We start from the raw sequence: 12,585 nt of genomic DNA on the forward strand, positions 1-12,585 counted from the left end.
GGGGGCACCCCCGTCGCTCGCTCACTGCGCCGCCTCCGGGGCGGACCAGTCGCCGCTCTTGCCGCCGGTCTTGCTGAGCACCCGGACGGACTCGATGGTGGCGCCCTTGTCCACCGCCTTGACCATGTCGATGAGGGTCAGCGCGGCTACCGTGACGGAGGTCAGCGCCTCCATCTCGACGCCGGTGCGGTCGGCGGTCCGCACGGTGGCGGTGATCTCGACCGCGTCGTCCGCGACGGCGAGGTCGACCTTCACGCCGGAGACGGCGATCGGGTGGCAGAGCGGGATCAGGTCGGGCGTCTTCTTGGCGCCCATGATCCCGGCGATGCGGGCGACCGCGAGGGCGTCGCCCTTGGGTACGCCCTCGCCGCGCAGCAGTTCGACCACCTTCGGGGAGACTCGGACCCGGCCGGCCGCGACGGCGGTGCGCGCGGTGGTGGCCTTCTCGGAGACGTCGACCATCCGGGCCGCGCCCTGGTCGTCGACGTGGGTGAGGCGGTCGCCGGGGGGAGGTGTCGTCACGGGGGCTCCAGGGGCGCGCAGATCGAATACCGCGCTACCGTACAGCTCCCCCGCCCCGCCGCGTGGGAGGGGCCGGATCACGGGACGGGACGGGCCCCGGGAGCCTCACGCGTCGAGCAGGACTACGTCCACCTCGCTGCCGGCGGGCAGCTCGGTGACGTCCTCGGGGACGGTGATCAGGCAGTTCGCCAGCGCCAGCGCGCCGACCAGGTGGGACTCGGCGCCGCCGACCGGCTCGACCGTGCCGTCCGCCGCGTACCGCCCGCGCAGGAACTGCCGCCGCCCTACGGGGGAGCGCAGCGCCGACGGGCAGAGCGCGCGGACCACCGGGCGGTGGATGTCGGGGGCGCCGAGCATGGTGCGGATGACCGGCCGGACGAACAGCTCGAAGGAGATGTAGGCGCTGACCGGGTTGCCGGGCAGGGCGAGCAGCGGCACGCCGTCCGCGCCGCCGATCCGGCCGAAGCCCTGCGGCTTGCCTGGCTGCATCCGCAGCCGCCGGAAGTCGACATCGGCGGCTGCGCCGTAGGACTCGAAGACCTCCTTGACCACGTCGTACGCGCCGACGCTGACGCCGCCGCTGGTGACGATGAGGTCGGCGCGACCGAGCTGGTCCTCCAGGACGGCGCGCAGCCGGGCGGCGTCGTCCGGGACCCCGCCGACCCGGTAGGCGATGGCGCCGGCCTCCTGGGCCGCGGCGGTGAGGGTGAAGCTGTTGGAGTCGGGGATCTGCCCGGGGCCGACGGGCTCACCGGGCTGGACCAGCTCGCTGCCGGTGGACAGCACGACGACCCGGGGGCGGGGGCGGACCTTCACGGTGGCCCGGCCGATCGCGGCGAGCAGGCCGAGCTGGGTGGGGCCGAGCCGGGTGCCGGCCTCCAGGACGCGCGAGCCGGCCGCGACGTCGCTGCCGCGGCGGCGGATGTGGGCGCCCTCGGCGACCGGGCGCAGGACCCGGACCTCCTCGTCCTCGACGGCCGCGGTCATCGCGTCGGCCGCCTCTCCGGTGCCGGTGCCGCCGTCGGTCCACTCGACCGGGGCGACGGCCTCGGCGCCGGGCGGGACGGGGGCGCCGGTCATGATCCGGGCGGCCTGGCCCGGCCCGACCCGGGGCAGCTCGCCGGCGCCGGCCGCGATGTCGCCGACCACGGCGAGCACCGAGGGGTACTCGGCGGTGGCGCGGGTGGTGTCGGCGGTGCGGAGGGCGTAGCCGTCCATCGAGCTGTTGTCGAAGGGCGGCAGGTCGCCGGCCGCGAGCACGTCCTCGTCGAGCCGGCAGCCGCGGGCGTCGAGCAGGCCGAGCTCGATGGCGGGCAGCGGGGCGACGGAGGCGAGGACGTCGGCGAGGTGCTCGTCGACGGTCCAGAGCCGCGCAGCCGCCGGCGCCGGGTCCGCGGCGGCGTCGCAGCAGGCTGCGGCGGCGCTGTGGCTGTGCTCGGACCCGGTCATCGGCGGCTCGCTCTCTGTCGGTGTGTCAGTCCTGCAGCTCGGAGGCGACGAACTCCCGCAGCCAGGAGCGGAACTCCGGGCCCAGGTCCTCGCGCTCGGAGGCCAGTCGGACGATGGCGCGCAGGTAGTCCGCGCGGTCGCCGGTGTCGTAGCGGCGGCCCTTGAAGAGGACGCCGTGCACCTGGCCGCCGGACTCCGGGTCGCGGGTGGTCAGCTCGCGCAGGGCGTCGGTGAGCTGGATCTCGCCGCCGCGGCCGGGCGGGGTCTCGCGCAGCACGTCGAAGACGGACGGGTCGAGGACGTAGCGGCCGATGACGGCGTAGTTCGACGGGGCGTCGGCGGTGTCGGGCTTCTCGATCAGGTCGGTCACCTGGAAGACGTCCTCGCCGAAGCCGTTCGCCTTGACGGCGGCGCAGCCGTACAGGTGGATCTGGGAGGGATCGACCTCCATGAGGGCGACGACCGAGCCGCCGAGCTCCTGCTGGACCTCGATCATGCGGGCCAGCAGCGGGTCGCGCGGGTCGATCAGGTCGTCGCCGAGCAGGACGGCGAACGGCTGGCCGGCGACGTGCTGCTCGGCGACCGAGACGGCGTGGCCGAGGCCCTTCGGGTCGCCCTGGCGGACGTAGTGCATGTTGGCCAGTTCGACGGACTCGCGGACGCGGCGCAGGCGGTCCTCGTCGCCCTTGCGGGCGAGCAGCTCCTCCAGCTCGTAGGCACGGTCGAAGTGGTCCTCCAGCGCGCGCTTGTTGCGGCCGGTGACCATCAGTATGTCGGACAGCCCGGCGGCGGCGGCCTCCTCGACGACGTACTGGATCGCCGGCTTGTCGACGACGGGCAGCATTTCCTTCGGCGTGGCCTTGGTGGCCGGGAGGAAGCGGGTGCCCAGTCCGGCCGCGGGTACCACGGCCTTGGTTACCGGAATTCGAGTGTTGGTCGTCGTCATGCGTAAACCTTACTAAGGCACGTTTTCACCCGTCCGGGCGCGGTCGGACGACTAGGGGAGCCCGTCGCCGGGGCCGGCCACGGTGGCAGGCGTCTGGGAAATGACCGGCTGGACGAGGGGGTCCCCGCCGGCACAGGGCGACAGACTACCCGGCTTTCCCGAACGGTCACGTTCGGCAGTCGGGCCGTCCTGCGTGCCGGAAGCGACGGGTGCGCGGCGCCCGGCCGGCAGGCTTCCGCGCCAGCAGTCGCCGCCCGCCGAGCGGGCCTCGGCGAGCGCCCGGTCGGCGGCCCGGAGCAGGACGGCGGCGTGGGTGCCGTCCTCGGGGAGCACGGCCACGCCGACAGCGGCGGTGAGGCCGTTGCCGCGCGCCGGGCGGGGCTCGCGCGGGCCGGAGGACCAGTCGAGCAGCAGGTGCCGGCGCACCGACCAGACCAGCCGTTCGGCGACCTGCGCGGCGCCCTCGGCGCCGGTGTCGGGCAGGATCACCAGGAACTCCTCGCCGCTGTACCGGCCGAGGGTGTCGGCCCGGCGGATCTCCATCGCGAGCCGCTGGGCGAGGTCGCGCAGCACCGCGCCGGCCCGCGCCCGCCCGTGCTCGGCGACGATCGCGTCGAAGCCGGCGATCTCCAGCAGCAGCACGGCCAGCGGGCGCGGCCCGACCTGCTGGTCGGCGTGCTCGGCGCGGCGGGCCCGCTCGAGTTCGCGGTCCAGGGTGAGCTGGAGGTGCCGGTAGTTCCACACTCCGGTGAGCGGGTCGCAGGAGGCGGTGCGCTCCAGCTCGGCGCAGCGGCCCTCAAGCTCGGCGACCCGCTCGTGCAGCAGCGCCTCCCGGTCGGCGGCCTCGCCGTGCGCCCGGCGCAGCCGCAGGCCGAGCACGGCGGTGCCGGCCAGCGCGGGGACGCTCAGCGCGGCCAGGGTGTGGACCAGCAGCGGGGTGGGCAATCGGGGCGCCCTTTCGCGTGTCAGGCTCTGCCCGTCGGAGGCGGAAGCCGTGGAGGAGAGCTGAGGAGATCCGGGGAGATCCCATGCACAACGAGAAGAGCGGGCTGAGGACACGGCTGCTGGCCGATCGCCGCGCACTCACCGGGGAACAGCGCGCGAAGGCGGCGCGCGCACTGGCCGCGCACGCCGGTGGGCTGGCCGCACCGGGTGCCACGGTCGCCGCGTACGTCTCGGTCGGCGCCGAGCCGGGGACGGGGCCGCTGCTGGACGCGCTGCGGGCGAGGGGCGTGCGGGTGCTGCTGCCCGTCCTGCTGGCCGACAACGACCTGGACTGGGCGGCGTACGAGGGCGCGGATGCACTGGTCCCGGCCGGGCGCGGGCTGCTGGAGCCGGTCGGGCCGCGGCTGGGGCCGGAGGCCGTCGTGCGGGCGTCGGTGGTGCTGCTGCCGGGGCTGGCGGTGGACCGGCGCGGGCTGCGGCTGGGCCGCGGTGGCGGCAGCTACGACCGGGTGCTGGCCCGCCTGGAGCGGGCCGGGGCACGGCCGGTACTGGCGGTGCTGCTGTACGAGCACGAGCTGCTGGCGGAGGTGCCGGCCGAGGCGCACGACCGTCCGGTGGACGTGGCGGTCACGCCGTCGGGGCGGCACTCGCTCGGGTGAGACGGCGGCGGCCCCGCTCGCCGTGCGAGCGGGGCCGCCTTCCCTCAAGGCATCAGCCGTTGGTCAGGACCAGCTTGTGCTTGGTCGCCTTCTCGACCGCGTCCGGCGTGTAGGCCCAGGTCAGCAGCTTGCCCTTGAGCCAGAGGTCGGTCTGGTCGTTGTAGTTCTCGTGGAAGGCGTGGCCGGAGGCGCCGCCGACGTTGACCCAGCGCGAGGAGTCGAAGTCGCTCAGGTCGACGACCATGCGCATCGACGGGATCCAGTCCACCTGGTAGCCGGCCGCCGCGTTCCAGCCCGCCGCGTCGACCGCCGCCGAACTGCCGGAGAGGCGGTACGGGCCACGGTTGAGCAGCTTGTGCACGAGGCCGGAGGCGATCGACGAGTCGTCGGTGCCCATGGTCTGCTCGCGCAGCGTCAGCTTGTGCAGGCGGCCCCAGCTCCAGGTGGAGACGTCCTTGCTGAGCAGCGAGGTGAGCTCCTGCCGGGCGTTCTTCATCGCCTCCTGGAGCAGGTTGTCCAGGCCCTTCTGCTCCTTGTGCTGCGAGTCGATGTACGTCCACCACGAGCTGTCGGGCTTGTCCAGCTGCTGGCGCACGACCTCGGTCCAGCGGTCCCCGCCGTCCGGCTGGGCCTTGCTCGGGTCGCGGGTGCCGCACTCGGTGACGATCTTGCTGGAACTGTCCGGCTTGGTCGGGTCGTCCTGCTGGCGCACCAGCAGGCAGTTGCCCTTGGCCCGGATGTCGGCCGGGAACTTCTGGCCGAACGCGAGGGTGAGCAGTTGGCGCCAGACCGCGTTGTAGTACGCGGCGGCTGCCGAGTCGGCGTCCTGGTGGTAGTTCCAGTCCTTCAGGAGGTCCTGGGCCTCGCGCACGTACGGGTCGTCGATCTGCTGCTTGAGCAGCAGCGGGACGAGCGTCTTGGCCATGATGCCGGTGTTGTCCAGCTGCAGGGTCTGCATGTCGTCCGGCGAGATCTTGCCGTTGTTCTTGAGCAGGCCCTCGATCTGGTCGGTGATCTCCTTGGCCCGGGTGCCGTACTCCCAGTCCTTGGTCAGGCTGTACTTGTACGTCGGGTCCACCACGGCCTGGTTGGCGGTGACGATGTAGCCGGAGGACGGGTTGAGGCTCCACGGCAGGGCGTTGAAGGGGACCGAGCCCTTCCACTGGTAGGAGGAGTCCCAGCCGGGGGCCGGCATGGTGCCGTCGCCCTTGCCGCGGACCGGGATGACGCCGGGGGCCTGGTAGCCGATGTTCCTGGCGTCGGCGTAGATCAGGTTCTGCGCGGGAACGGCGAAGTCCTTGGCGGCGGTCCGGAAGTCGTCCCAGTTCTTCGCCTTGTCCAGCCCGAAGACGGCGTCCATGGTGTTGCCGGGGCTGAGCGCGGTCCACTGCAGGGCGACGCCGTAACCGCCGGTGCCGCGGTCGGGTGCGGCGGTGCCGTTCGGGGCGTACTTGCCGACGTTCTGCTGCTCGGTGCTCTGGTCGGAGATGAGCGGGGCGCCGGTCTGGGTGGTGCGGACGGTGATGGTGCGGTCCTCGCCGCCGGCGACCTTGATGGTCTCCTTGCGGAGGTCGAACTTCGTGTCCTTGCCGTCCACCTGGTAGGTGTCCGGGCCGGTGACCTTCTCCAGGTACAGGTCGGTGACGTCGGCGCCGAGGTTGGTGAAGCCCCAGGCGATGTCCTTGTTGTGGCCGATCACCGCACCGGGCATGCCCGCGAAGGTGAAGCCGGTGACGTCGAACTGGCAGGCCGGCGAGGCGGTGCGGCAGTGCAGGCCCATCTGGTACCAGACCGAGGGCAGGCCGGGGCCGAGGTGCGGGTCGTTGGCCATCAGCGGCTTGCCGGTCGTGGTGTGCGTGCCGGCCACCACCCAGGAGTTGGAACCGATGCCCTGGCCCGGACGGCCGAGCAGCTGCGGCATCGCGTCGACCCGGTCGGTGAGGCCCTGGAGGAGCGCCTTGGTGGTGGCCGCGCCCTGCGCGGTGGCGGCGGCGGTGCCGGGGCCCGGCTGCGTGGAGCCGTCGGCCGGGCGGTAGGTGTCGCCCGCGACCGTGCCGGTCTTCACGATCGTGCCGTTGCGGCCGTACGGGTAGTCCGGGTACAGCTCGGCGATCTTGTCGGGGCTGAAGTCCTGGGCCAGCAGCGAGCGGTCGATCTCCTCCTGGAGGTTCCCGGAGAGGTTCCAGGCCATCGCCTTGAGCCAGGCCACCGAGTCGACCGGGGTCCACTGCTCGGGCTTGTAGCCGCCGTTGACGACGCCCAGCATCGTGTACTCCACCGAGGCCTTCTCCCCGCCGGGGTGCTCGGCCAGCCAGGCGTTGACGCCGTCGGAGTACGCCTGCAGGTACTTCTTGGTCTCCGGCGACAGCTTGGTGTCGAACTCCTTCTGCGCCACCTGCCGCCAGCCCATGGTGCGGATGAAGGCGTCGGTGTCGACCTGGGAGTCGCCGAACATCTCGGAGAGGCGGCCGGCGGTGATGTGCCGGCGGACGTCCATCTCCCAGAAGCGGTCCTGCGCCTGGACGTAGCCCTGGGCGCGGAAGAGGTCCTCGGCGGTGTCGGCATAGAGCTGCGGGATGCCGTTGGCGTCCCGCTTGACGTCGACCGGGGCGCTCAGGCCCGCCACCTTCACGGTGCCGTCGACCGTCGGGAAGGACGCGCGGACCGCGGCGGTCCCGCGGTAGCCGCCGTAGCCGACGCCGGCCACCAGCAGCACGACCAGCACGATCACGATCAGACGGGCGCGCCGGAACTTCTTCGAGCGGGGCATCTGGGTCCTTGCGGTCCTCGACTTCGGGGCGGGCGGGGTGTCCAGGGCCTTCGGCCGTGACAGGGCACCACATTAGGCCGAGTCCGTGGGACGGCGTGCACGGGGACGGCTCGGAACGGCGGCTGCGCGAGGAGACCGACTAAAGATATGGCAAAATGTTAGAATGAGTAACGATCCGCAAGAGGAGTATTGACGGCTTCTTGACGGGTCCCGCACTACGAGACACCCCGCCCGCCCCCAGCCTGCCCGAGGTGCCCCTGCGTGAACGTCGACCACCTGAACCAGCTGCTTCTCGAGTTCTCCGCGATCCTCCTGGTCGCGGTGGTCGCCGTGCGGATATCGACCCGATCAGGGCTACCCAGCCTCCTCGTCTACCTCGGCATCGGTGTCGCCCTCGGCCAGGACGGCATCGGCATCACCTTCAACAACGCCGAGCTCACCCAGGTGCTCGGCTACGCGGCCCTCGTGGTGATCCTGGCCGAGGGCGGCCTGAAGACCAGCTGGAGAGAGGTCAAGCCGGTGATGCCGGCGGCCACCGTGCTCGCCACCGCCGGCGTCGGGGTGAGCGTGTTCGTCACCGCCGCGGGCGCGCACTGGCTGGTCGGGCTGGACTGGCGCACCTCGATGCTGCTCGGCGCGATCGTCTCCTCCACCGACGCCGCGGCCGTCTTCTCCGTCCTGCGGATGGTCCCGCTGCCGCACCGGCTCACCGGCCTGCTGGAGGCCGAGTCCGGCTTCAACGACGCGCCCGTCGTCATCCTGGTCGTCGCCTTCGCCACCGCCGGCGAGCTGGACTCCTGGTACGTCCTGATCGCCACGATCGTCGCCGAGCTCGCGATCGGCGCGGCGGTCGGCCTCGCGGTCGGCAAGCTCGGCGCGTTCGGGATCAAGCACGTCGCCCTGCCGTCCTCCGGCCTCTACCCGATCGCCGTCATGGCGCTGACCGTGCTCGCCTACGCGGGCGGCGCGCTGCTGCACGGCTCCGGCTTCCTCGCCGTCTACATCAGCGCGGTGATCCTCGGCAACGCCAAACTGCCGCACGGCCCGGCGGTGCGCGGCTTCGCGGACGGCCTGGCCTGGATCGGGCAGATCGGGATGTTCGTCCTGCTCGGCCTGCTGTGCACGCCCGAGACGATGGGCGACTCGGTGATCCCGGCGCTGGTCGTCGGCGCGGTGCTGGTGTTCCTCGCGCGGCCGCTCTCGGTGGTGCTCGCGCTGACGCCGTTCCGGGTGCCCGCGAAGGAGCAGGCCCTGCTGAGCTGGGCCGGACTGCGCGGGGCGGTACCCATCGTGCTCGCCACCATCCCGGTGGTCTCGGGCGCGCGCAAGGCCGAGGACGTGTTCAACATCGTCTTCATCCTGGTCGTCGTCTTCACCCTGCTCCAGGGTCCGACCCTGCCCTGGGTGGCCAGGCAGCTGCGGATCGGCGAGGGTGCGATGGGCCAGGACCTCGACATCGAGTCCGCGCCGCTGGAGAAGCTGCACGGCCACCTGCTGTCGGTCGCGCTCTCCCCCGCGTCCCGGATGTCCGGGGTGGAGGTCGGCGAGCTGCGGCTGCCCAAGGGGGCGGCGGTCACGCTGGTCGTGCGGGAGGGGAACTCCTTCGTGCCGGACAAGGCGACGGTGCTGCGCGGCAGTGACGAGCTGCTCGTGGTCACGACGGACGAGGTCGGCGAGGCGGCGGAGCAGCGGCTGCGGGCCGTGGACAAGGGCGGCAAGCTCGCGGGGTGGCTGTCCGGGAAGTGAGGTGTCCGCGGGCCTCGGGGGCCTCGGCGGGGCTCGGGGGGCTCGCGGGGCTCGGGGGGCTCGCGGGCCGCTTCTGCCTGGTGGGATGGCTGGGCCTGGCTCATCTACGCGCGTAACTGTATGCTGGCCGAACCATCGTTTTGACCAACCCAGTATCTGCCTGATGCAGAGTTGGCGCGACCGCTCGGCGGCTGCGGCCCGGCTCTCGGCAACACGCCGGAGCGGCCCGGTATCTACCCCGGTCGACGCGCGAGAGGACGACTCTCGGCGCCGTCGGGGCCACCCCATGCCCTTGCCGCGCTACCAGGCAGCAGGAAGGACGACCGTGACGGCCCGCCGAACGGTCGACGACTCCACGGACACCCGCACCGCTCCGGACGCCGCACCCGCGCGCGTCGGATACGGCGCGCTGCTGCGCACGCCGGGTGCCTGGACGTTCCTGGCACCCGCGTTCGTCGCGCGGCTGCCCTACGCGATGCTCAGCATGGGCATCCTGATGCTCGTCACGGGCACCGGGGGCTCGTGGGGCACGGCCGGCACGGTCTCAGCGGTCGCCGCCGTCGCCCAGGCCCTGATCGGCCCGCAGACCGGCCGGTTCGCGGACCGCTACGGGCAGGCCACCGTCCTCGTCCCGACCGTCCTCGTGCACGCCGTCTCGGTCGCCGCGCTGATCACGCTGGCGAACGGCCACGCGCCGGCCTGGAGCCTGTTCCTGGCCGCCGTCCCGGCCGGCGCGAGCGTGCCGCAGATCGGCGCGATGGTCCGGGCCCGCTGGGTGGCCAAGCTCAGCGCCGAGGGCGCGTCCGCCTCCTCGGCCGCCAAGGTGAGCACCGCGTTCGCGTTCGAGTCCGTGACGGACGAGTTCACCTTCGTGGTCGGCCCGATCCTGGCCGCCAAGATCGCCACCTCGGTCAACCCCTCCGCGAGCCTGATCGCGGAGGCCGCGCTGACCTTCGCCGGCGGCCTGGTCTTCGCCGCCCAGCGCCGCACCGCGCCCGCCCGGATCCTGCCGCGGCCCGGGGCGCAGCGCGTCTCCGCACTCGCCTCGCCCGGCGTCCGGCTGCTGGCCGGGGCCATCCTCGGGGTGGGTGCCGTGTTCGGCGGCATGCAGGTCTCGGTCAACGCCTTCGCCGACTCGGTCGGTCAGCACGCCGCCGCCGGCACCGTGTACGGGATCTTCGCCGGCGGCTCGATGGTGGCCGGTGCGCTCTACGGCGCGATCGCCTGGCGGCGCGCGGTGCAGCAGCGGATGGTCATCAGCTACACGCTGCTGGTGCTGGGCTGCTCGACGCTGTGGGCGATGCCCAACCTGGTCACGCTCTCGATCGCGGGGCTGGTCTGCGGTCTGGCCATCGCGCCGACCCTGATCAGCGGTTACACCCTGGTCGAGACACTGGTCGCGGACGGTGCCAAGACCGAGGCGTTCACCTGGCTGACCGGTGCCATCGGCCTCGGCCTGGCGGTCGGCTCGATGGTCGCCGGGCGGCTGATCGACGGCCACGGGCCGTCGGCCGGGTTCCTGGTGCCGGCGATCGGCGCCGGGCTGGGGCTGACGGCGCTGGTCTCGCTGCGGCACCTGCTGACGCCGTCGGGCGGGCCGAGCACGGTGGTCGCGGGGTCGGGCGCGGATGCCGTCGAACCCCAGCTGGTGGGCGCCACCAAGGGCTGAGGGGCGCCGGGGCGGCCCCGGAGCGACGCCGTCGGGCGTCCGGACCGGGCCCATGTCACACCGGAGTCGCTGGACTCATCCAGCGGAATACCGCATCATTGACCATCGTTAGCACTCATCAGGCGCGAGTGCCAGGAGGAAGACAAGTGCCCACGTACCAGTACCAGTGCACCGAGTGCGGCAACGGCCTGGAGGCGGTGCAGAAGTTCACCGACGACGCGCTGACCACCTGCCCCGACTGCCAGGGGAAGCTGCGCAAGGTCTTCTCGGCCGTGGGCGTGGTCTTCAAGGGCTCCGGCTTCTACCGGACCGACAGCCGCTCGTCCTCCAGCAGCTCGGTGAGCTCCTCGTCCTCCGGCTCGTCGACGTCGCCCTCGTCGTCCTCGGCCTCGACGTCGTCCTCCACGGGCTCGTCCTCCTCGGGTTCGTCCTCCCCGGCTCCGGCCGCCAGCTGACTCCAGCACGCCGCGAAAGGCCCGTTGCCCCGCTTCACGCGAGGGCGGCGGGCCTTTTCGCCGTCCTCGCCCTCACTTGCCCCGTCACCGCCGACGGGCCGGATCAGCTCGGACGGGTGGACGAAGTTGTCCACAGGGCCGGGTTTTCCACAGGCTGCGGATAACGCCTTCCGCCTTTCGGCGCGGACGCTCATCGTGGGGTCACCAGAGACCGGCCGACCCCGGAGGTGGTTCCCGATGAACGCCCTCAGCTGTTCCGTACCACTCCCCGCGCCCGCAGTGCCGCCCCGCCGGGCGGTGCCGAGCTTCCGGCCGATCCGGCGCGGGGCCGGCGGCTGGCACCGTTGGCGGCACGCCGTCCGGCGGCGGGCCGGGGTGCCGGCGCTGGTGCTGCTCGCGGTGGCCGCGGCGCTCGCGCTCGGGCCCGCGCGAGCCGGATCGCCGCCGCCGTCGAGTGGCGCCCTGGGCCAGGCGGGTTGTCGATCCGGGGCTTCGGGTGATCACCCGTAACCGGTCGACGACTTCGTCGTTCGAGGCGGCATGAAGGGCTTCAAGGAATTCCTGCTGCGTGGAAACGTCGTCGAACTCGCCGTCGCCGTCGTCATCGGTGCGGCCTTCACCAACATCGTCAACGCCTTCGTCAAGGGCGTGATCAATCCGATCGTCGGTGTTTTCGGGACGAAGGACCTGGCGGCGTACAGTTCCTGCCTCAAGGGGCCCTGCGAGGTGAGCGCCACCGGTGCGGTCACGTCCGGGATCCTCGTCCTGTGGGGCTCGGTGCTCAGCGCCGTACTCCAGTTCCTGATCACCGCGACGGTCGTCTACTTCGTCCTGATCATGCCGATGAACCGGCTGGCCGCCAAGCGCAAGAGCCCCGACGAGGTCACGGAGGAGGTCGAGGCCAAGGAGGTCCAGCTGCTCACCGAGATCCGCGACGCCCTGGTCGCCCCGCAGCGCTGAGGGCGGCCTCCGCCCCCCGCTCTCCGTTCCGCCCAGTCCGTTCCGCCCAGGCCGTTCCGCTCAGTCCCCGTGGTGCGGCGGGCGCTGGCTCAGGTACCAGTCCAGCCCCCGCCCGCCCCCGCCCCCGGGGCGGTCGCCCCAGCCGGCGTCGGTGTCGTCCCGGGACTGCCGGTCCAGCGGGTCGCCGAAGATGAGGCGCGCCTGGGCCCGGGCCTTCTCCTGCGCCTTCTCCTGGGCCTCCGGCCGCTGCGCCGTCCGCTCCTGTGCCACCCGTTCCTGCCCTCGTCCCTGCTCGCTCACCCTGTTCACCCCGCTGCTCGCCCCGGTCGTCCTGTCCCTCCAGCCTAAGAGTCCGCGGCAGCCCGCCGGGCCAGGATGCGGGCACGACGGCTACTGGCCGCGGTACATCTCCGCCACCAGGAACGCCAGGTCCAGCGACTGGCTGCGGTTGAGGCGCGGGTCGC

The 12,585-nt window shown here is 72.6% G+C and carries 11 protein-coding genes; 5 read left to right on the top strand and 6 right to left on the bottom strand.

The features are described 5' to 3' along the window. Positions 1-21 precede the first annotated feature (21 nt). The 4 genes from moaC to ACWCXH_RS26060 form a co-directional block, all read right to left on the bottom strand. Positions 22-462, bottom strand: coding sequence for a cyclic pyranopterin monophosphate synthase MoaC (gene moaC / locus ACWCXH_RS26045; RefSeq protein WP_449803911.1), 441 nt, complete (start codon positions 460-462; stop codon positions 22-24). A gap of 165 nt (positions 463-627) precedes the next feature. Next, complete coding sequence (glp, locus tag ACWCXH_RS26050; RefSeq protein WP_449803896.1) at positions 628-1,971, bottom strand: molybdotransferase-like divisome protein Glp; 1,344 nt, start codon at positions 1,969-1,971, stop codon at positions 628-630. Between the two features lie 25 nt (positions 1,972-1,996). After that, positions 1,997-2,917: a UTP--glucose-1-phosphate uridylyltransferase GalU gene (gene galU, locus ACWCXH_RS26055; protein ID WP_449803897.1), complete on the bottom strand. Its 921-nt coding sequence runs from the start codon at positions 2,915-2,917 to the stop codon at positions 1,997-1,999. Positions 2,918-2,968: 51 nt separating this feature from the next. Further along, positions 2,969-3,862 (bottom strand): GGDEF domain-containing protein, encoded by an 894-nt coding sequence (locus ACWCXH_RS26060; protein WP_449803898.1) that lies wholly within the window; start codon positions 3,860-3,862, stop codon positions 2,969-2,971. Between the two features lie 83 nt (positions 3,863-3,945). Between ACWCXH_RS26060 and ACWCXH_RS26065 the strand changes: the two genes are divergently transcribed. Further along, complete coding sequence (locus ACWCXH_RS26065) at positions 3,946-4,521, top strand: 5-formyltetrahydrofolate cyclo-ligase (RefSeq protein WP_449803899.1); 576 nt, start codon at positions 3,946-3,948, stop codon at positions 4,519-4,521. A 52-nt stretch (positions 4,522-4,573) separates the two neighbouring features. Here the strand turns inward: ACWCXH_RS26065 and ACWCXH_RS26070 are convergent, their stop codons facing one another. Next, on the bottom strand, positions 4,574-7,291 hold the full coding sequence (locus ACWCXH_RS26070) for a penicillin acylase family protein (protein ID WP_449803900.1): 2,718 nt from the start codon (positions 7,289-7,291) through the stop codon (positions 4,574-4,576). Positions 7,292-7,552: 261 nt separating this feature from the next. Here ACWCXH_RS26070 and ACWCXH_RS26075 point away from each other — a divergent pair, with 261 nt between their 5' ends. The 4 genes from ACWCXH_RS26075 to mscL all read left to right on the top strand — a co-directional run bounded on the left by ACWCXH_RS26075 (position 7,553) and on the right by mscL (position 12,121). Then, complete coding sequence (locus tag ACWCXH_RS26075; RefSeq protein WP_449803901.1) at positions 7,553-9,037, top strand: potassium/proton antiporter; 1,485 nt, start codon at positions 7,553-7,555, stop codon at positions 9,035-9,037. Positions 9,038-9,362: 325 nt separating this feature from the next. Further along, entirely contained in the window at positions 9,363-10,706 is a 1,344-nt protein-coding gene (locus ACWCXH_RS26080) for an MFS transporter (protein WP_449803902.1), read from the top strand. A gap of 146 nt (positions 10,707-10,852) precedes the next feature. Beyond that, positions 10,853-11,161 (top strand): FmdB family zinc ribbon protein, encoded by a 309-nt coding sequence (locus tag ACWCXH_RS26085; protein WP_449803903.1) that lies wholly within the window; start codon positions 10,853-10,855, stop codon positions 11,159-11,161. Between the two features lie 540 nt (positions 11,162-11,701). Further along, positions 11,702-12,121: a large conductance mechanosensitive channel protein MscL gene (gene mscL / locus ACWCXH_RS26090; RefSeq protein ID WP_449803904.1), complete on the top strand. Its 420-nt coding sequence runs from the start codon at positions 11,702-11,704 to the stop codon at positions 12,119-12,121. 60 nt (positions 12,122-12,181) lie between these two features. On the opposite strand, the gene ACWCXH_RS26095 is transcribed toward mscL, so the two are convergent. Beyond that, complete coding sequence (locus tag ACWCXH_RS26095) at positions 12,182-12,421, bottom strand: hypothetical protein (RefSeq protein ID WP_449803905.1); 240 nt, start codon at positions 12,419-12,421, stop codon at positions 12,182-12,184. Positions 12,422-12,585: the final 164 nt, after the last annotated feature.

It is taken from the genome of Kitasatospora sp. NPDC001660, from assembly GCF_053596725.1.